Genomic DNA, 19,629 nt, shown 5'->3' with positions numbered 1-19,629 from the left:
TGAGTGGCACCGGGGGTAGGATGATGAAGCTGCTGGCCGTTCTTCTTGTTGTGCTGATCGCGGCGGCGCTGGCCTTTGTCCGGCTCGCGCCGTCAGACCCGGCACGCTGGCACCAGATGCCCGACAGCGTCACCGATCGAGATCTGGAGGGCGGCGCGATGCGCCGGGTCGAGGGCAATCTGGCCGCGCTGGATACGATCATCCGCGACACGGCCCGCACGCGGGTTCTGGCGGGGAGCGTGGATCAGGGCATGATCACCTATGTCACCCGCAGCCGGGTGTTCGGCTTTCCCGATTACACCACCGTGCGGCAGAGCGACGACATGCTGGAGATTTACGGACGGCTGCGTTTTGGCAAGTCAGATCTGGGCGTGAACGCTGCCCGTATCGAGCGTTGGCTCGACCGGCTCGGTCAGGCTGGATGACAGGCAACCATCGCTGACCTTGCGCCAGATCGGCACGTTGAGCGACATCGCACATTTGGCCATGAACATCTTGCCATCGACCCGCAGGCAGATCAGCTCGCCCATCTCGACGCGCGCGCCGCTGGTATCGGTGCAATAGCATTCGACGGTCTTGCCGCCGATGGTGGCATCCGAAAGCGCGGGCGTGGCCGCGAGGAGGAGGGGCCAGAGCAATCTCATCGCATAACGATATCACAGCTTTGCGCCCTTGACCAAGTCACAAGGATGGGACAGAGGATCAGCCCCATGGTGCCTTTGGACAGACTGGAACAGATCACGCAGCGTTTCGAGTATATCGAGGCGCAGATGATGCAGGGCGGCGGTGATATCGCGCAACTCGGGCGCGAATACGCCGAATTGCGCCCTGTGGTCGAGGAAATCCGCGCCTACCGGCAGGCCCTGGCGGATATCGAGGGCGCGCGCGCCATGCTCGATGATCCCGAAATGCGCGATCTGGCCGGTGCCGAGATCGAGGAGCTTGAGGCGCGTCTGCCCGCGATGGAGGCGGCGCTGCAACTGGCGCTTCTGCCGCGCGACGCCGCCGACAATCGCGCAGCGATCCTCGAAATCCGCCCCGGCACCGGCGGCGACGAGGCGGCGCTGTTCGCCGCTGACCTGATGCGCATGTATCAGCGCTACACCGAGGCACAGGGCTGGTCCTTCGAGGTGATCGAGGAGCAATGGAGCGAGTTGGGCGGCCTGCGAGAGCTGGTGGCGCGGGTCGGCGGCGACGGCGTCTTTGCTCGGCTCAAGTTCGAATCCGGCGTCCACCGCGTGCAGCGCGTGCCCGAGACCGAGAGCGGCGGGCGCATCCACACCTCTGCCGCGACCGTCGCGGTGCTGCCCGAGGCCGAGGATGTCGATATCCGGATCGACCCGAACGATCTGCGCATCGACACGATGCGCTCGTCGGGCGCGGGCGGGCAGCACGTGAACACCACCGATTCGGCGGTGCGGATCACCCATATTCCCACCGGTCTGGTGGTCACCAGTAGCCAGAAATCGCAGCACCGCAACCGCGAGATTGCGATGGACGTGCTGAAATCGCGGCTGTTTGACATGGAGCGCAGCCGGGTGGACGGCGAACGCTCGGCCAGCCGCGCCGCGCAGGTGGGCAGCGGTGACCGCTCGGAGCGCATCCGCACCTATAACTTCCCGCAGGGGCGGATGACCGATCATCGCATCAACCTGACGCTCTATAAGCTCGATCAGGTGATGCAGGGTGATCTTGACGAGGTGATCGACGCGCTGACGGCGGATGCGCAGGCCACGCTGCTGGCCGAGATGTCGTGAGCGCGCAGGCCGCCCTGATTGCGGCCACGCGGGCCTTGCAGGCGGCGGGGATCGAGGGTGCGGCGGGTGATGCGCGCGCGTTGCTGGCCGTGGCGATGGAGGTGCCGCGTGACCGGCTGACCTTGCATCTGGGCGATGATCTCGGTGCGGCGGCGGTGGCGCGGTTCGACAAGATGGTCGCGCGACGCATGGCACGCGAGCCGGTGGCGAAGATCATCGGGCGGCGCGCGTTCTGGGGGCGCAGCTTCGAGGTGACGGCGGATGTGCTTGATCCGCGCCCCGAAACCGAATGCCTGATCGCCGAGGCGCTGCGCGGCCCGGCCCCGGCGCGGCTGCTCGATCTTGGCACCGGCAGCGGGATCATCGCGGTGACGCTCCTGGCAGAGTGGCCCGAGGCCCGTGGCGTGGCCACGGATATCAGCGCGGCGGCGCTTGCGGTGGCAGAGCGCAACGCGGGCCGTCACGGGGTGGGCGCGCGGCTCGATCTTTGCCTGACTGACTGGTTCGCGCAGGTCACCGGAGTGTTCGATCTGATTGTCTCGAACCCGCCTTACATTGCGGCGGACGAGATGCCGGGTCTCAGCGCGGAGGTGCGCGACCATGACCCCGAGGGCGCACTGACCGATGGCGGCGACGGGATCTCGGCCTATCGCGCAATCGCGTCGGGCGCCGGGGCGCATCTGTGCCCCGATGGGCGCATCGCGCTGGAAATCGGCTGGCAGCAGGGCGCGCAGGTGCGCGATATCCTGATACGCGCGGGCTTTGCCGAGGTGGGCGTGCTGCCCGATCTCGATGGGCGCGATCGCGTGATTATCGGCAGATGGCCGGTCGATATCGGCTGATTTGCGCGGTCTGACCGCCAAAAACCGCGCAAATCGAAGAAAAACCGTGCTTTCCTCTTGTGCGCTGCGATTGGGCGTGTTTATTGAAAGACATCAAGACGGCGGATGCCCGATAAGGGCGGTCCCGCTTGGTGCCAAGCCAATACATGTCCGATCCGACACATTTCGGCGCACAGACGCGCCAGTCGGAGCAAGCGACGCATTGACCACAAGGCTGGACTGCAAAAATATGAGATCATCCAAGTCACGTTCGCGGAACAAGCCGAACCGCAACCGCTCGGTCGGGAATATCGTCAACCGGGTCTTCGACAGCTCCGGCCCCGAGGGCAAGGTGCGCGGCACGCCGCAGCAAATCATCGAGAAATACAATCAGCTTGCACGCGATGCGCAATTGTCGGGCGACCGGGTCGCCACCGAGAATTTCCAGCAGCATGCCGAGCATTACCTGCGCATGCTGGGCGAGGCGCAGAAGGAACAGGACGCACGACGCGAAGAGCAGGAGCGTCAGAACCGCGACCGTCAGGCCGACCGCGACCGTGATCGCGGCGATCGCCCTCACGGTGGACGCGACGGTGGTGCTGCACGCGATGACACGGATAGCGGCGCTCAGGAAGCACGTCAGGCGCAGCCCGATCCGTCGCGCAGCGCTCAACCCGATGTGATCGACAGCGGCAATGAAGGCGAGAGCGGACTGGTTGAGACACCGGAAAGCCAGGATAAGCCCGCCACGCAGAAGCGCCCGCGCAAGCCGCGCGCCAAGAAGCCTGCCAAACCAGAGGGCGGCGACGGTCAGGCGCAGGGCGGCGAGGCTAAGGATGGCTCCTCCGGTGGCCCGGCGGAAGCCGCCGAATAGACGATCCAGAGATCGACAGTCAAAGGGCGTGCGGCCGGTCAGGGCGCGCGCCCTTTTGCTTGGGTTTGGCATGAGTATTTTAAGAAAGGTGAATGGCAGGGGCTTTTCAGTGCCCCGGCCCTGTCCTAAACCCGGCGCGCCGCCTATCCGGAAAAGAGAGAGCCGATGCCCAGTGACCGACCGCAGCCCGCCTTCGTGCTCGTGCGCCCGCAGATGGGCGAGAATATCGGGGCTGCCGCGCGGGCGATGTGGAATTTCGGCCTCGACCGGATGCGTATCGTGGCCCCGCGCGATGGCTGGCCCAACCCCAAGGCGGTCGCGATGGCAAGCGGCGCGGGGCGGCTTCTGGACGAGGCGCAGCTGATCGAGACGACGGCCGACGGCGTAGCAGATTGCGCCTATGTCTTTGCCACCACGGCGCGGGCGCGCGGCCTGACCAAGCCGGTTTTCAGCCCCGAACGCGCGATGGCGCTGGCCGCCGAGAAGATCGCCGAGGGGCAAAATGTGGCCGTGCTCTTCGGGCCGGAGCGCGCCGGGCTGGAGAATGACGATATCGCGCGGGCCAACGCGATCATCAACGTGCCGGTGAACCCGGAGTTCGCCAGTCTCAACCTTGCGCAATGCGTGCTGCTGACCGCCTATGAGTGGCAGCGCGCGGCAGGCGAGGTGGTGCATGAGCGCATGGACATGGCCAAGTCCGACTGGGCCGAACAGATCGAGATCGAAAAGCTGGCGGAGCATTACGAGGAGCGGCTGGGCGAGGCGGGGTTTTTCTTCCCCGAGCACAAGGCCGAGAGCATGAAGACAAACCTGCGCAACCTCTGGAGCCGGATGCCGCTGACCCGCGCCGATGTGCAGATGCTGCATGGCGTGTTGCGGCAGATGGTCCGCTGGAAGGAGCGCGGTTGAAGCGGGAGGGGCCGCGACCTAAGCTGTCATGCGGTCAAAGTCTGAAAGGCGGGATATGAGCGGGAAACGCAGTATTTTCGAAGAGGTGGGCGGCACTGAGGCCCCCAAGCAGGCCCCCAAGGGTGGCATGATCGATTCCGGGCGGCGCGGCGCGCGGCGCGGCATTCGGCTGTGGCTGATGATCCTCTTTGCGCTGGTGGTGGTGATGATCGCCGTCGGCGGGCTCACGCGGCTCACGGATAGCGGGCTCTCGATCACCGAATGGAAGCCGGTGACCGGCGCGCTGCCGCCGATGTCGGAGGCCGTCTGGCAGGAGGAATTCGACAAGTATCGCGCGATCCCGCAATACGAATTGCTCAACAAAGGAATGAGCCTTGCCGAGTTCAAGGTGATCTACTGGTGGGAATGGGGCCATCGGCAGTTGGGCCGGGTCATCGGGCTGGTCTGGGCGCTGGGTTTCTTCGGGTTTCTGTTGGTGCGGCAGATCCCCAAGGGCTGGACCGGGCGCCTTCTGGGCCTCGGTGCGCTGGGCGGCGCGCAGGGCGCGATTGGCTGGTGGATGGTGTCCTCGGGCCTGTCGGGCGAGATGATCGCCGTGGCCTCCTACCGGCTGGCGACGCATCTGGGGCTGGCCTTCGTGATCCTCGGGCTGATTGCCTGGTATGTCTTTATGCTTGGCCGTGAGGAGCGGGAATTGATGCAGGCGCGGCGCGGGCGCGAGGCCAAGCTTTTCAGCCTCTCCACCGGCCTCATGCATTTCGCCTTTCTGCAAATCCTGCTGGGCGCGCTGGTGGCGGGGATCGACGCCGGGCGCAGCTATACCGACTGGCCGCTGATGGCCGGGGGTATCCTGCCGCCCGGCATGATGGACCTCACCCCGTGGTGGCGGAACTTTTTCGAGAACCCCGGCACGGTGCAGTTCATTCACCGGGTCAGCGGCTATCTGCTCTTGGCCTTTGCCGTGGTGGTCTGGCTGCGCGGTCGGCGCAGCGCACATGGGGTGACGCGTGGCGCGTTCACCGCGATGTTCGTGGTGCTGCTGTTGCAGATCGTTCTGGGCATCATGACGGTGCTCTATATCGCGCCATGGCAACTGGCGATTGCGCATCAATTCGTGGCGGTGGTGCTCTGGGTGCTGATGCTCAGGGCGCGGTTCCTGAGCCAGTATCCGCGCGCCACATCCATTCGGGGGGGCACGGCATGACGGCCTATGACGATCTGATGGCGCAGGAGCGCGAGACGCAAGCCTTGGCGCAGGTCGCGGGGCGGCTGGGCTGGGATCAGGAAACCATGATGCCGCGCGCGGCGGCCGAGCAACGGTCCGAGGAGTCGGGCGCGATGCAGGCGGTGCTGCATGCCCGGCGCTGTGATCCCCGGCGCGGCGATCTGCTGGCCGAGGCCGAGGCTCAGGTCAGCGACGAGGTGGCGCGCGCGCAACTGCGCCATATCCGCCGCGACCATGACCGCGCGATGCTGGTGCCCGGCGATCTGGCGGTGGCGCTGGCGCGACTGACCAGCCGCGCGCAGGGGCAGTGGGCCGAGGCGCGCGCGGGCGACGATTACGCCGCCTTCGCGCCGGTGCTGGCCGAGGTGATCCGATTGAAACGCGAGGAGGCGACGGCGGTGGCGCGGGGGCGCGACCTCTATGATGCCCTCATAGACGATTTCGAGCCCGACATGACGGCGACGCGACTGGATACGATGTTTGCCGAGATGAGGCCCCGGCTGGTCGATCTGCGCGCCCGCGCGCTGGAGCGCGAGTGGCCCGCGCTCGATGCGCATTTCGACGAGCAGGCGCAACTGCGTCTCTCGCGCGAACTGGCGCGGAATTTCGGCTATGATTTTGCGCGCGGGCGGCTCGACATGGCGGTGCATCCGTTCAGTTCGGGCAGCGGCGACGATGTGCGTATCACCACCCGGGTGAGCGAGCATGATCCGTTCAACTGCCTCTATTCGACGATCCACGAGGTCGGCCATGCCTGTTATGAGCAGGGCATCGACCCCGAGTATCGCCTGACGCCGCTGGGGCAGGGCGTGTCGATGGGCGTGCATGAAAGCCAGAGCCGGATCTATGAGAACCAGCTGGGGCGAAGCCGCGCCTATACCGGCTGGCTGTTCGAGCGGATGCGTGAGACCTTCGGTGAGTTCGGGCTGGACGAGGCCGAGACCTTCTACCGCGCGGTCAACCGGGTGCATCGCGGGTATATCCGCACCGAGGCGGATGAGGTGCAATACAACCTGCATATCATGCTGCGGTTCGATCTGGAAAAGGCGCTGATTTCGGGTGATCTGTCGACGGATGATCTGGAGGCCGCGTGGAATGACCGGTTCGAAGCCGATTTCGGCTATGCGGTGGATCGGGCCTCGAACGGGGTGTTGCAGGATGTGCATTGGTCGGTGGGGCTGTTCGGTTATTTCCCGACTTACAGTCTGGGGAATGTCTATGCCGGGTGCCTGTACAGGGCGATGCGCGGGGCGGTGCCGGATCTCGAGGTGCATCTGTCGCGCGGCGATCTGGGCGGAGCGACATCGTGGCTGTGCTCAAAGGTGCAGGTGCATGGCGGGCGGTTCGCGCCCGCCGAGGTGATCGCGCGCGCCTGCGGCGGGGCGGAGCCCACGGCGGAGCCGCTACTGGAGTATCTCGAGGAGAAATTCGGGGGGCTTTGAGGGGGTAGGTTTAGGCCTTTAGCGGACATACGCACCGCCAAAAGGTGCCGCGCGATCGCCATGCCAGAGGCATGACGCCGTCCCGCGGCCTGGCGATTTGATAGGGTGCGCAACGTGTTGAGGTTACAATGACTTGGCTGGCATAAAGCACCCACCATGACCGTTGCTTCGCCAGTCCCCGGCCCTGCGATCACGCGGCACCTTTTGGCGGGGTGCTATGTCCGCTTCAGGCCAATCCCAACTGCTCGAGCGGCCTCAATCGTTCACCGCCTCATCCGCCTCGACCTGCTCGATCCACTGCGCGAGGATCGAGCGCAGCAGGGCCACGTCGCGGGTCTCGATCGCCTCGGACAGTGACTTGAGCGCCTTGGCAAGCTCGATCTCCGACAGGTGCCCCTCCTGCGCGCGCAGAATGCGGGGGTGCGGTGTGGTCAGCATGTCCGAGCCGATCAGCAATTCCTCATGCAGCTTTTCGCCGGGGCGCAACCCGGTGATCTCGATCTCGATATCGCCGCGCGGATTGGCTGCGTCGCGCACGCTATAGCCCGAGGCCTCGATCATCCGGCGCGCGATGTCCTGAATGGCGACCGGTTCGCCCATGTCGAGCACGAAGACATCGCCGTCACGGGCAAACGAGCCCGCGAGAAGCACGAGGCGCACGGCCTCCGGGATGGTCATGAAATAGCGCGTCACCTCCGGGTGGGTCAGCGTCACCGGCCCGCCACGCGCGATCTGATCGGCAAAGACCGGGATCACCGAGCCCGACGAGCCCAGCACATTGCCGAAACGCACCATGGAAAACCGCGTTTTGTCGGACCGGGTGGCGAGATCCTGCACGATCATCTCGGCGAAGCGCTTGGAGGCACCCATCACCGAGGTCGGGCGCACCGCCTTGTCGGTGGAGACGAGGATGAACCGTTCGACCCCAGCCTCGCGCGCGGCATTGGCGACGGTGCGGGTGCCGATGACATTGTTGCGCATCCCCTCGATGGCGTTCGATTCCACCAGCGGCACGTGCTTGTAGGCGGCTGCGTGCAGCACCACGTCGATCTTCTTGGCGCGCATCAGCACGTTGACGAGGGCGGCGTCGCAGACCGAGCCGAGAATCGGGATGATCTCCAGATCCGGGGCAAGGTCGCGCAGTTCGCGGTCAATCTGAAACAGAAAATGTTCGCCGTGATCCATCAGGATCAGGGTTGTGGGGCGGCATTGTACCAGTTGACGGCAAAGTTCCGAGCCGATGGAGCCGCCCGCGCCGGTCACGAGAATGCGCCGCCCGGAATAGACGTCGTTCACATCCGGTAACTCGTTTTCAAGGGCGTCGCGGCCCAGAAGCGCCGCGGGATCGACGGCGCGGCCGGTGGGACGTGTCCCGCCGTCATGCCGCCGCCAGAGGTGGCGCGCGCCCGATACGAGCAGATACACGAGGCCCGCGGTGATGAAGAGCCGTGCCGATAGTCCGGCTGCCACCACCGCCGACAGGAGAATGCCGGTGAGGCTTGCGATCCCTGAGATAAGGGCAATCCGTCCCATGTCGCTGGTGAGGTGGCGGATCGGCGTGGCGCGGTGCAGGTCGAACGCGTTCCCCAGCCCCGCCGCGATCAACATCAATGGAAGCGCCCAGAGACCCCATGCGGCGAGTGCGCGCGCGTCACCAGTGAGCAGCGCCGCGAGGAGGAGGGACGACAGCATCAGCGCCGCCTCGATCACCGCGTGCAGGATACGCCCTCGCCCGGGGCGCGGAAGGCGGGTCAGCCGGTCGGGCATGGTCGTCTCCGCAGGAAAACACCCCCCAATATGCGGGGCAGATCAGGCAATAATAGGCATTGCGCGGGTCTTGGGGCAATGCTTCTCACCATGCCGTGACCGAATCCGGTGTGGATGTGAAGGATGTGACCAAAGCATGAGCCTGCGTGTCAGGCGATGCGACCCTGGGCGCTGTGCCAATCAGCGAGCATCTCGCAGGGGGTGACATGGTGCATCGCGCCCGGCAGGAGCTGTGCCAGCCGGTTGCTATCGAGCGAGACCTCCGCCTGCGCCTCGGGCGGCGCTGCACGCCAGATGATCGGGCAGCCCGCGGCCCGTGCCAGATCCTCCATCGCCACGGGCGCGGGCGCTGCGATGTTGAGCACATCGGGCAGCGTGTCGGGGGCCAGCCGCGCCAGCCCGGCCAGCACGCGCGCCAGATCGCCCGGCGCGATGTAGCTGCGGCGCGGTCCGGCACCATCTGCGAACCGGTCGAGCGTGATACCGCGTTCGGGGTGCTGCAATGCCGGGGCAAGACTGTCCGACCCCACCACGTTGGCCAATCGCAGGATCACATGGCGCAGACCGTCGCGGGGCAGGGCGGCTATGGCGCGTTCCATCTCAAGCTTGGCGCTGCCATAGGCATTGATCGGGGCCGGGATGCGCGACTCGTCCATCGCACGGCCCGGGCCGTAGATCGCGGCTGTCGAGATATGAAAGACGCGCTTTGCCCCGCAGGCATGGGCCAGTTTCACGCCCTGCGCCACGAGGTCCACGTTTTGGACAAGGGTCTGCGCGTCGCCCGATGTCTGCCCCCAGAGGGCCACAAGCGTCTCGCAGCGGGGCAGGTCGGGCAGCGGGGCATCGGCACCGGGCCAGAGGATATCCGCATCGCCGCGCCGGGCGAGCCAGATGGGCTGCGGGCTGTCCTCAGCAGGCCAGAGCGCGCGCAACAGGCGGCCAAGGCGGCCAGTCGCCCCGGTGATCAGGCAGCGAGAGGCCGGGGCAGCGCCTTGCATCTGCCCCGCCCCGCTCATTCCTCCGACGATGCCGTCTCGTCTTCGTCCTCGTCATCGGCCTGTTCGGCGATCCATGCGACAGAGACGACGACTTCGCCCTTCCCGGTGTCGAACACCTTGACGCCGCCCGCGCTGCGCGACCGGAAGGAAATGCCCATCACGGGCACACGGATCGACTGCCCGCGCGAAGTGGCGAGCATGATCTGATCTTCCAGCGTCACCGGGAAGGAGGCTACCAGCGGCCCACCGCGCATCGCGCGGTCGATGGCGGCGACACCCATGCCACCGCGTCCGCGCACCGGGTAATCGTGGCTGGAGGACAGTTTGCCGGAGCCATTCGCGGTGATCGTCAGGATCAGGTTCTCGGCGGCCTGCATATCCTCGAACCGCTCGGCGCTCAGGGTGGCATCGGCATTGCCTTCGTCCTCGGCCCCCTCGTCGTCAGGGGCACCGGCCGCGGCACGGCGCATCTTGAGATAGGCGGCGCGCTCGTCCGATGTGGCCTCGAAATGGCCTATCACCGACATCGACACGACGCGGTCGCTGTTTTGCAGGCGAATACCGCGCACGCCGGTGGATTTGCGCCCCTTGAAGACGCGCACATCGGTCACCGGGAACCGGATCGCACGGCCGGAGTCCGTGACCAGCATCACGTCATCCTCTTCCGAGCAGATCCGCGCATTCACCAGTTCCACGCACTCGGGCAGGTCCATCGCGATCTTGCCGTTGCGCTTGACGTTGGTGAAATCCGACAACGCATTGCGCCGCACGTCGCCCGCCGAGGTGGCAAAGACGATCTGCAGGTCGTCCCATTCTTCCTCGGCGCGGTCCACCGGCATGATCGCGGCGATCGAGACACCGGTGGGGATGGGCAGGATGTTGACGATGGCCTTGCCCTTGGAGGTGCGCCCGCCAAGCGGCAGACGCCATGTCTTGAGCTTGTAGACCATGCCTTCGGTGGTGAAGAACAGCAGTTGCGTATGGGTGTTGGCCACGAAGAGCGTGGTCACCACGTCCTCGTCCTTGGTGGCCATGCTGCTGAGGCCCTTGCCGCCGCGTTTCTGGGCGCGGAAATCCGCGAGCGCGGTGCGCTTGATATAGCCGCCCTGCGTGACGGTGACGACCATCTCCTCGCGCTCGATGAGGTCTTCGTCCTCCATGTCGCCGGACCAGTCGACGATCTCGGTGCGGCGCGGTACGGCGAACTGGTCGCGCACCTCCTGCAACTCGTCGCGGATGATCTGCATGATCCGTTCGCGGCTGGCGAGAATGGCGAGGTAGTCCTTGATCTTGCCTGCGAGGTCCTGCAACTCGTCGGTGACTTCCTTGACGCCCAGTTGTGTCAGGCGTTGCAGGCGCAGATCGAGGATCGCGCGGGCCTGCGTCTCGCTGAGGTTATAGCTACCGTCCTCGTTGGCGCGATGGGTGGGGTCGTCGATCAGCGCGATATATTCGAGGATGTCGCCCGCGGGCCAGCGTCGCTCCATCAGCTTTTTCCTGGCCTCGGCGGCATCGGCAGACGAGCGGATGGTGGCCACGACTTCGTCGACATTCGACACGGCGACGGCCAGACCGCAGAGCACATGCGCGCGTTCGCGTGCCTTGCGCAGATCATAGGCGGTGCGGCGCGCGACCACCTCTTCGCGGAACTGCACGAAGAGCGACAGGAAGCGATGCAGCGTCAGCTGCTCGGGCTTGCCGCCATTAAGGGCCAGCATGTTGCAGCCGAAGGAAGTCTGCATCGGGGTGAAACGGAACAACTGGTTGAGCACCACTTCGGCGGTGGCGTCGCGCTTGAGTTCGACCACCACCCGGACACCGTTGCGGTCGCTCTCGTCTTGCACATGGGCGATGCCCTCGATCCGCTTTTCGCGGGCGGCCTCGGCGATGCGCTCGATCATCGTGGCCTTGTTCACCTGATAGGGGATTTCGTCGATGACGATGGCGTAGCGGTCCTTGCGGATCTCCTCGACCCGGGTCTTGGCGCGGATGACGACGCTGCCGCGCCCTTCCAGATAGGCCTTTCGTGCGCCCGACCGGCCCAGCATGATGCCGCCGGTGGGAAAATCCGGGCCCGGGACGTATTGGATCAGGTCCTCGGTTTCGAGATCGGGATTGTCGATCAGTGCCAGCGTGGCGTCGATCACCTCGCCCAGATTGTGCGGCGGGATGTTGGTGGCCATGCCGACGGCGATGCCGCCCGCGCCATTGACCAGCATGTTTGGAAACCGTGCGGGCAGGACGGTGGGCTCGCGGTCCTTGCCGTCGTAATTGTCCTGAAAATCGACGGTCTCTTTCTCGATATCGGCCAGCAGGAAGGAGGCGGGCTTGTCCATCCGCACCTCCGTGTAGCGCATCGCCGCCGCGTTATCGCCGTCCATCGAGCCGAAATTGCCCTGACCATCCAGCAGCGGCAGCGACATCGAGAAATCCTGCGCCATCCGCACCAGTGCGTCGTAGATCGCGCTGTCGCCGTGCGGGTGATACTTGCCCATCACGTCGCCCACGGCGCGTGCCGATTTGCGGTAGGGCTTGTCATGGGTATTGCCGCCCTCATGCATGGCATAGAGGATGCGCCGGTGCACAGGTTTTAATCCGTCGCGCAAATCCGGGATCGCGCGGCTGACGATCACGCTCATCGCGTAATCGAGATAGGAGGTCTTCATCTCATGCGTGATGGAAACCGACGGCCCGTCATATGCGGGGGGCATTTCATCTGTGTTTTCAGGTGGTTGAGGCGTATCGCTCACGTTTTTTACCGTCCTGTGATCTGGCGCTATATATTGTTGGGCCGACTATATCAGAGCCATGATATGGGGTGCAATGGCGCAGCGGGGCGGCATTTGTCAGCCACGAAACGTGAGTGCCAACATACTGTTTTTATTGAAAAGTAATTTCTTTCGGGCATCATCGGAGGACAGGCAGTTAGTGGAGAGACATATGGAGACCTCTGAAACCGAACTGATGCTCAAGGGCTACGGGCTGACCACGGCGGAATTATTCTACCGGATGCCCGACTATCAAAGCGTGCTCAACAGTTATCTGTGGCAGGATTATGATCTGGCCCCGGATCATCCGAAACTGTTCGAGTTCATCGAATTCTGGCAGCGCGAGATCGAGGGGCCGCTGCATTCCGTGCGTTTCACGCATCGCAAGCTGATCGCGCCTGGCGAATGGCGCAACGTGACCGGCGAATTCACCCTGCACTAACCGGTGGATTGAGACGCGGGCCGGGTTTATTCAGGCGGAGTGGCGGGGCGATGCGCTCTGCATTCCGCTGGCGAGAGGGTCAGGGATTTCGCGACCGTGGCATTGTCGCACTTTTCGCCCGCTCGGATATGCCCTATGCCGACTCCGAAAATCGGAGGCCCGTTCCATGATGCAATCCGCCGCACCGCTGTCGCGCGACCTCGTCCTCGTGGGTGGCGGGCATGCGCATGCGCTGGTGCTGCGCATGTGGGGTATGGACCCGCTGCCCGGTGCGCGGCTGACGGTGATCGACCCCAATCCCGTTGCTCCTTATACCGGCATGCTGCCGGGCCTCGTGGCCGGTCATTACCGGCGCGAGGAACTGGAGATCGACCTCGTGAAGCTGGCGCGCTTTGCCGGTGCGCGGCTGGTGGTGGGGGCCGCCACGCGGATTGACACAGAGGCCCGGTGCATCACCGTCGCGGGCCGCGGTGAGATCGCCTATGACGTGGCCTCGGTCGATGTGGGCATTCATTCGGGCATGCCGAACCTGCCGGGCTTTGCCGCGCATGGCGTGGCGGCCAAGCCGCTTGGCCCCTTCGCGCAGGCCTGGGACGGGTTCGTCGCACGGGTGGCCGAGGAGGCGGCCGCGCCGCAGGCGGCGGTGATCGGCGGCGGCATCGCCGGGATCGAACTGGCGCTCGCGATGGCGCACCGGTTGCAGGGTGCGGGCGCACGGCCCGAGATCACGCTGATCGAGCGCGCCGCCGAGATTGCACCCGATGCCCCGGTGGCGCGCGCGCGTTTGCTGGCGGCGCTGCGGGGCTACGGCGTGCAGGTGCTGACCGGGGCCGAGGTGCGCGCAATCTCCAGGTCGGGCGTCGAGATGGCCGACGGCACGCCCATCCCGGCGGGTTTTGTCGCCGGGGCGGCGGGTGCGCGGGCGCATCCGTGGCTGGCTGGGTCGGACCTGCCGGTGACCGAAGCGGGCTTTCTGCGCGTCGGGCCCGATCTGCGGGTCGAGGGCCATGAAACGCTCTTTGCTGCGGGTGATTGCGCCCATCTGAGCCACGCGCCGCGCCCCAAGGCCGGGGTCTATGCCGTGCGCGCCGCCCCGGTCTTGCGCGACAACCTGCGCGCGGCGCTGAGCGGGCAGGCGTTGCGCCCCTTCCACCCGCAACGCCATTACCTCAAGCTGATCTCGCTGGGGCGCAAATCGGCCCTCGCCGAGAAAGCGGGTATCGCTTTTGCGGCACCGCTGCTGTGGCGCTGGAAGGACCGGATCGACCGCAAGTTCATGGCGAAGTTCGACCCTCTGCCGGAGATGCCGGAGCCGGAAGCGCCGCGCATCGCCGCACTCAATGAGAAGACGGCGCAAGAGCCGCTTTGCGGCGGCTGCGGCAGCAAGGTGGCCCCGGAGGTTCTGTCGGGGATGCTGGCCGCGCAGGGTGGTGCCGCGCGTCCCGATATCCTGACCGGGCCGGGCGACGATGCCGCCGTGCTCGATCTGGGCGGCGTGCGGCAGGTGCTGACCACCGATCACCTGCGTGGCTTTACGATGGATCACGGGCTGATGGCGCGGGTCGCGGCGCTGCATGCGTTGGGCGATATCTGGGCCATGGGCGCGTGCCCGCAGGCGGCGCTGGTGTCGATCACCCTGCCGCGCATGTCCGAGGTGCTGCAGGCCCGCAGCATGTCCGAGATAATGGAGCAGGCAGGCGATGCCTTGCGGGCAGCGGGGGCAGAGATCATCGGCGGGCATTCGACGATGGGGGCAGAACTGAGCATCGGCTTTACCGTGACCGGGCTGCTGGAAGGCGACGCGATGACCACCGCCGGGGCGCGGCCCGGCGATGTGCTAATTCTCACACGGCCGATCGGCTCGGGCACGCTGTTGGCCGCCGAGATGCGCGGGCAGGCGCGAGGTGGTGACATCCGCGCGCTCTGGGACGTGCTGGCCACCCCGCAGGGCGATGCGGCGGCGATCTTGTCGGACGCGCGGGCGATGACGGATGTGACGGGCTTTGGCCTTGCCGGGCATCTTTGGGCGATCTGCCGGGCCTCGGGCTGTGGCGCGGTGCTCGACCCGGCGGCGATTCCGCTCTTTGCCGGGGCGGAGGCGCTGGCAGCAACGGGCCTGCGTTCGACCATCTGGGCGGCCAATCGCCGCGCGGCCCCCCTGGCCGGGGCCGGTGAGGATGCGCGCGCCGCATTGCTGCACGATCCGCAGACGGCGGGCGGGTTTCTTGCGGCGGTGGCCTCTGACGTAGCCGGGGATCGGCTGCGCGCCCTGCGAGCGGCAGGCCATGACGCGGCGATCATCGGACAGATGGAAGAGGGCGCGCCGGGCGTACGCCTGCAGGGTGTTGCTCAGCCGTGATCGGCGATCAGGCGGCGCGCGGTTGCGGCCAGCGTCGCCTCTTCCAGGTCGGGCAGGCAAAGCGGCGCGGCCTGTCCCGGCCCGGCGATGCGCGTATAACGCGGGTCGTAATGCGTGACGATCAGCGACTCGACCAGCCGCGCCAGATCGCCGGTTGCGGCCAATGCGCGCCACTCCGCCACCTGGTCATGCCCGTGATAGCGCACCAGCCGCCCGAGGATGGTGTCGAGCGTGTCCGGATCGGCGACCAGGTCTGCGTAATCCGACAGAAGATGCGTGACCCGCGCCGCCATCGGTGCGGTGAGGCGCACCACCTCCGCCGCCTTCATCGCGCGGGCGAGCGCGGGCGGCAGGTTGATCCGCCCGATCCGGGTGCTTTCGGCCTCGACATAAACCGGGCGCGCGGGATCGAGCGCCGTGATATGGGCCGCAAGCGTGCTCTCGAACGCCTTTTGCGGCGGTTGCCCGCCTGCGATCGGGCCAAAGACAGAGCCGCGATGCGCCGCCATCTCCTCGAGGTCCAGAACCTGACCGCCCTGCGCCGCAAGATGTGTCAGCAGCCGCGTCTTGGCGGTGCCGGTGCCGCCGTCGATCAGAACCACGTGCGCCGGAAAATCCTGCTCGTAGAGCATGTCCGCCACGAGGCGACGATAGCTTTGATAGCCGCCCGCGACGGTGTCCGCCTGCCAGCCGATCTGCTTGAGGATGACGGTGAACGACCCCGACCGCTGCCCGCCGCGCCAGCAATAGACCAGCGGTCGCCAGCCGCCCCCGCGATCCGCCAGCGGCCCCTCGATATGCGCGGCGGCATTGCGCGCCACCAGCGCGGCCCCGATCTTGCGTGCGAGAAACTTGTCCTCCTGAACGTAGATGGTGCCGACGCGGGCGCGCTCGGCATCCGAGAGCACCGGAAGGTTGATCGCGCCGGGGATATGATCCTCGGCGAATTCCGACGGTGAACGCACGTCGATGATCTCGTCAAAGGGCAGCGAGGCGAGCGCGCCGAGGCTGTCGAGCGTGACCGGCATGATCAGGGCAACGGGATGGTGATGTTCATGCCCGTTCCATGCGCCGCTCTGCGCCCGAGTGCAAGGGGATTTGCTGGCAGTTCCGTCCTTCGATATATCTTGCAAGACCGAACGCGGACGGGGCATAAAGCGGCATGAGCGAGGATCAAGATACCGGGGCCACGGCCCCCCGCCTGCGTTTGCGCATCGTGTTTGGCGAGGATGCGATGCTGGGCCCGGGCAAGGCCGATCTGCTCGAGGGTATCCGCGAGACCGGCTCCATCGCCGCAGCCGGACGGCGCATGGGGATGAGCTACAAACGCGCATGGAGTCTGGTAGAGACCATGAATACGGCATTTCACGCGCCTCTGGTGACGTCTTCGCGCGGTGGCGCCAAAGGCGGTGGCGCGGCCCTGACCGAGACCGGTGACACGGTGCTGATGCACTATCGCAAGCTGCAGGAGATCACCGCCGAGGCCGGCGCGGCGCGGATCGGCGCCTTGCAGTCCCTGCTCGCCGATAGGTTTCACGGAAAATAACGCTTGATCGCGCGCAAGGCCTCAGCGATATGTTTGTTGAAGCATATCCAAGAGGAATTTTCGTGCGGTTTGACGTTTTGCGCTCCTCCATCCTGTCGCTTGCTGTCGGCCTCGCCGCGCTTGGCCCCTCCGGCGCGCGCGCTGAGGCCGTCACCGTCTTTGCCGCCGCCAGCCTGACCAATGCCATGGCCGAGATCGAGACGGGGTTCGAGGCTGCGACGGGGCATGATCTGGCGGTGTCGCTGGCCGGATCCTCGGCCTTGGCGCGCCAGATCCAGCAGGGTGCCCCGGCGGATGTGTTCCTCTCCGCCAATCCCGGCTGGATGGATGCGCTGGAAGCGGACGGGCTGATCGCGCAGGGCACGCGGCGCGATTTGTTGCGCAACAGCCTTGTCCTGATCGCCCATGATGCGGCTGCCATCCCGGTCGAGATCGGCCCCGACATGGACCTTGCCGCGATGCTGGACGACAACCGGCTCGCGATGGCGCTTGTCGAGGCGGTCCCCGCGGGCATCTACGGCAAGTCGGCCCTGGAAAGCCTCGGGCAGTGGGAGGCGGTTGGCCCGCGCGTGGCGCAGGCCGACAATGTGCGCGCAGCACTGGCGCTGGTCGCGGTGGGTGAGGCACCTTATGGCATCGTCTACGCGACCGACGCGGTGGCCGAGGAGCGCGTGACGGTCATTGGCACCTTCCCGGCGGACAGCCACCCGCCGATCCTTTATCCGGTTGCAGGCATCGCCGGGCGCGAGGGGGCGGGGCAGTCCGCCTTGCTCGCCTACCTGCACGGGGCCGAGGCGCGTGCGGCCTTCGCCCGGCAGGGCTTTGCCGTGATCGCGAACTAGGCGCATGCAGGACTGGCTCGGCCCCGAGGAATGGAAGGCGGTGGCGCTCTCGCTGCGGGTCTCGCTCTGGGCCACTGTGCTGAGCCTGCCCCTGGGTATCTTCACCGCCTACGCGCTGGCGCGCTGGTCGTTTCCGGGCAAGCAACTTCTCAACGGTCTGGTTCATCTGCCGCTTGTACTGCCACCGGTGGTGACGGGCTATCTGCTGCTTTTGACCTTCGGCACGCAAGGTCCGGTGGGCGGGCTTCTGGCCGAGGCAGGGGTGGTATTCGCGTTTCGCTGGACCGGCGCTGCGCTGGCGGCGGCGGTGATGGCCTTTCCGCTTATGGTACGGGCGATCCGGCTGTCGATTGAGGCGGTGGATCCGCGCCTGGAAGAGGCGTCGGCCACGCTCGGGGCCCGGCCTCTCTGGGTGTTTCTGACAGTGACGCTGCCGATGGCCCTGCCGGGGATCGTGGCGGGTGCGATCCTCGCTTTTGCCAAGGCGATGGGCGAATTCGGCGCGACGATCACGTTTGTCTCCAACATCCCCGGTGAGACGCGCACCATTCCTTCGGCGATCTATGCCTTTCTGCAGGTGCCGGGCGGTGAGGGATCGGCGATGAAGCTGGTGCTGATCTCGGTTGCCGTCGCCATGGGCGCGCTGCTGATCTCGGAGGCGGTGGCAAGCCGTGTCGCGGCCCGGGTGGGGGGGCGCTGATGCTGGAGGTGCGATTGACCCACACGCTCGGTGCGCTGCGGCTCGATGTGGCGTTCGAGGCCCCGAAGGGCGTGACGGTGCTCTTCGGCCGGTCGGGTTCCGGCAAGACCACCATCGTCAACGCCGTGGCGGGGCTGCTCCGGCCGGGTACTGCCCGTATCGCCATCGGTGAGCGTGTGCTCTGCGACACGGCACAGCGCCTGCATCTGCCGCCGCATCGGCGCAGGCTGGGCTATATCTTTCAGGAAGGGCGGCTTTTCCCGCATCTGAGCGTGCGGCAGAACCTCCGTTACGGGCAATGGTTCGCGCCGCGCGATGCCCGCGCCGAGGATATGGCCCGCGTGGTCGAGATGCTGGGTATCGGTGATCTTCTATCACGACGCCCCGGCGCGCTGTCGGGGGGCGAGAAACAGCGCGTGGCCATCGGTCGCGCGCTTCTGTCGGCACCGCGCGCGATCCTTGCGGATGAGCCTTTGGCCTCGCTCGATGAGGCGCGCAAGGCCGAGATCCTGCCCTATCTGGAGCGGCTGCGCGACGAGGTGGATATTCCGATCCTCTATGTCAGCCATTCGGCCTCCGAGGTGGCGCGGCTGGCGACGACGGTCGTGGCGCTCGATGCGGGCCGCGTGGTGGCGCAGGGCCGCGCCGAGGAGGTGCTGGGCGATCCCGCGATCACGCCCCTTGGTGCGCGCGAGGCGGGGGCCGTGCTGGCGGCACGCGTGATACGGCATCACGATGACGGGTTATCGGAGCTCGATGCCGGTGGCGCGGCCCTGTGGTTGCCGCGCGTGGACCGGGCGGAAGGGGCCGAGTTGCGTGTGCGCATCGCCGCGCATGATGTGATCGTGGCGCGCGGGCGGCCTGAGGGGTTGTCTGCGCTGAACGTGCTGCCGGGTATAGTTCAGGCGGTTCGCGAAGGCGCGGGACCGGGGGCCATCGTGGCGGTGGACACGAAAGCAGGTCGCGTGCTGGCCCGGATCACCCGGCGCGCGGCGGCGGAGCTCGCCCTTGCGCCCGGTGCCGAGGTGCATGTCGTCGTCAAGGCGGTGTCGGTCGCGCAGGCGGATGTGGGGGCTGCAGGGTAGGGGAGGTCGGCATGGGGCGACGTTGGAGCGATCCGTGCATCGGTAGCCAAGGGGCCGCGTCTCGCGCAGATGCCTCAATCGAATGACGGCTTGC

Annotated in this window: 18 protein-coding genes; 13 read left to right on the top strand and 5 right to left on the bottom strand. The window is 66.4% G+C overall.

Annotated elements, in window-relative coordinates; all coding sequences use genetic code 11:
* Positions 1 to 23: 23 nt before the first annotated feature.
* Positions 24 to 425, top strand: a complete 402-nt coding sequence (locus PVU19_RS12105; RefSeq protein ID WP_050662271.1) for a DUF1499 domain-containing protein — start codon at positions 24 to 26, stop codon at positions 423 to 425.
* Here PVU19_RS12105 and PVU19_RS12100 read toward each other — a convergent pair.
* Positions 360 to 644 carry a hypothetical protein gene (locus PVU19_RS12100; RefSeq protein ID WP_050662250.1) on the bottom strand — a complete coding sequence of 95 codons (285 nt, stop codon included), beginning with the start codon at positions 642 to 644 and terminating at the stop codon, positions 360 to 362. The two genes, PVU19_RS12105 and PVU19_RS12100, sit on opposite strands and share 66 nt — an antisense overlap.
* A 66-nt stretch (positions 645 to 710) precedes the next feature.
* On the opposite strand from PVU19_RS12100, the gene prfA reads away from it, so the two are divergent.
* The 6 genes from prfA (at position 711) to PVU19_RS12070 (ending at position 7,028) form a co-directional block, all read left to right on the top strand.
* Complete coding sequence (gene prfA, locus PVU19_RS12095; RefSeq protein ID WP_050662251.1) at positions 711 to 1,757, top strand: peptide chain release factor 1; 1,047 nt, start codon at positions 711 to 713, stop codon at positions 1,755 to 1,757.
* Positions 1,754 to 2,599, top strand: coding sequence for a peptide chain release factor N(5)-glutamine methyltransferase (gene prmC, locus PVU19_RS12090; RefSeq protein ID WP_050662252.1), 846 nt, complete (start codon positions 1,754 to 1,756; stop codon positions 2,597 to 2,599). The genes prfA and prmC overlap by 4 nt, the downstream gene beginning before the upstream one ends.
* A gap of 229 nt (positions 2,600 to 2,828) precedes the next feature.
* Positions 2,829 to 3,452: a DUF4167 domain-containing protein gene (locus tag PVU19_RS12085; protein ID WP_050662253.1), complete on the top strand. Its 624-nt coding sequence runs from the start codon at positions 2,829 to 2,831 to the stop codon at positions 3,450 to 3,452.
* Between the two features lie 165 nt (positions 3,453 to 3,617).
* Positions 3,618 to 4,361 carry an RNA methyltransferase gene (locus tag PVU19_RS12080; RefSeq protein ID WP_050662254.1) on the top strand — a complete coding sequence of 248 codons (744 nt, stop codon included), beginning with the start codon at positions 3,618 to 3,620 and terminating at the stop codon, positions 4,359 to 4,361.
* Between the two features lie 55 nt (positions 4,362 to 4,416).
* The gene (gene ctaA, locus PVU19_RS12075; RefSeq protein WP_050662255.1) at positions 4,417 to 5,565 is read left to right on the top strand and encodes a heme A synthase; all 1,149 of its coding nucleotides are present in this window, start codon (positions 4,417 to 4,419) and stop codon (positions 5,563 to 5,565) included.
* Entirely contained in the window at positions 5,562 to 7,028 is a 1,467-nt protein-coding gene (locus tag PVU19_RS12070; RefSeq protein WP_050662256.1) for a carboxypeptidase M32, read from the top strand. Before ctaA ends, PVU19_RS12070 begins: the two co-directional genes overlap by 4 nt.
* 255 nt (positions 7,029 to 7,283) lie before the next feature.
* Here PVU19_RS12070 and PVU19_RS12065 read toward each other — a convergent pair whose 3' ends face one another.
* The 3 genes from PVU19_RS12065 to gyrA all read right to left on the bottom strand — a co-directional run bounded on the left by PVU19_RS12065 (position 7,284) and on the right by gyrA (position 12,504).
* The gene (locus PVU19_RS12065) at positions 7,284 to 8,795 is read right to left on the bottom strand and encodes a UDP-N-acetylglucosamine 4,6-dehydratase family protein (protein WP_235575743.1); all 1,512 of its coding nucleotides are present in this window, start codon (positions 8,793 to 8,795) and stop codon (positions 7,284 to 7,286) included.
* Positions 8,796 to 8,944: 149 nt separating this feature from the next.
* Entirely contained in the window at positions 8,945 to 9,793 is an 849-nt protein-coding gene (locus PVU19_RS12060; protein ID WP_050662272.1) for an NAD-dependent epimerase/dehydratase family protein, read from the bottom strand.
* 14 nt (positions 9,794 to 9,807) lie between these two features.
* Positions 9,808 to 12,504, bottom strand: a complete 2,697-nt coding sequence (gene gyrA / locus PVU19_RS12055) for a DNA gyrase subunit A (protein ID WP_050662257.1) — start codon at positions 12,502 to 12,504, stop codon at positions 9,808 to 9,810.
* Positions 12,505 to 12,733: 229 nt separating this feature from the next.
* On the opposite strand from gyrA, the gene PVU19_RS12050 reads away from it, so the two are divergent.
* Both PVU19_RS12050 and selD read left to right on the top strand, forming a co-directional pair.
* Positions 12,734 to 13,003, top strand: coding sequence for an usg protein (locus tag PVU19_RS12050; protein ID WP_050662258.1), 270 nt, complete (start codon positions 12,734 to 12,736; stop codon positions 13,001 to 13,003).
* Between the two features lie 166 nt (positions 13,004 to 13,169).
* Positions 13,170 to 15,362 carry a selenide, water dikinase SelD gene (selD, locus tag PVU19_RS12045; protein WP_050662259.1) on the top strand — a complete coding sequence of 731 codons (2,193 nt, stop codon included), beginning with the start codon at positions 13,170 to 13,172 and terminating at the stop codon, positions 15,360 to 15,362.
* On the opposite strand, the gene mnmH is transcribed toward selD, so the two are convergent.
* Positions 15,353 to 16,390: a tRNA 2-selenouridine(34) synthase MnmH gene (gene mnmH, locus PVU19_RS12040; RefSeq protein ID WP_274789766.1), complete on the bottom strand. Its 1,038-nt coding sequence runs from the start codon at positions 16,388 to 16,390 to the stop codon at positions 15,353 to 15,355. The genes selD and mnmH overlap by 10 nt on opposite strands.
* A gap of 134 nt (positions 16,391 to 16,524) precedes the next feature.
* Between mnmH and PVU19_RS12035 the strand changes: the two genes are divergently transcribed.
* The 4 genes from PVU19_RS12035 to modC all read left to right on the top strand — a co-directional run bounded on the left by PVU19_RS12035 (position 16,525) and on the right by modC (position 19,535).
* Positions 16,525 to 16,908, top strand: coding sequence for a winged helix-turn-helix domain-containing protein (locus PVU19_RS12035; RefSeq protein ID WP_050664368.1), 384 nt, complete (start codon positions 16,525 to 16,527; stop codon positions 16,906 to 16,908).
* A gap of 62 nt (positions 16,909 to 16,970) precedes the next feature.
* Positions 16,971 to 17,750, top strand: a complete 780-nt coding sequence (modA, locus tag PVU19_RS12030) for a molybdate ABC transporter substrate-binding protein (protein ID WP_235575911.1) — start codon at positions 16,971 to 16,973, stop codon at positions 17,748 to 17,750.
* A gap of 4 nt (positions 17,751 to 17,754) precedes the next feature.
* Complete coding sequence (gene modB / locus PVU19_RS12025; protein ID WP_050664370.1) at positions 17,755 to 18,450, top strand: molybdate ABC transporter permease subunit; 696 nt, start codon at positions 17,755 to 17,757, stop codon at positions 18,448 to 18,450.
* Complete coding sequence (gene modC / locus PVU19_RS12020) at positions 18,450 to 19,535, top strand: molybdenum ABC transporter ATP-binding protein (protein WP_050664371.1); 1,086 nt, start codon at positions 18,450 to 18,452, stop codon at positions 19,533 to 19,535. The genes modB and modC overlap by 1 nt, the downstream gene beginning before the upstream one ends.
* Positions 19,536 to 19,629 lie beyond the last annotated feature (94 nt).

Source organism: Roseovarius tolerans (genome assembly GCF_028885395.1).
GTDB lineage: Bacteria > Pseudomonadota > Alphaproteobacteria > Rhodobacterales > Rhodobacteraceae > Roseovarius > Roseovarius tolerans.
Note: the sequence above shows the minus strand (reverse complement) of the source record. Positions and strands in the feature narration are given on the sequence as shown.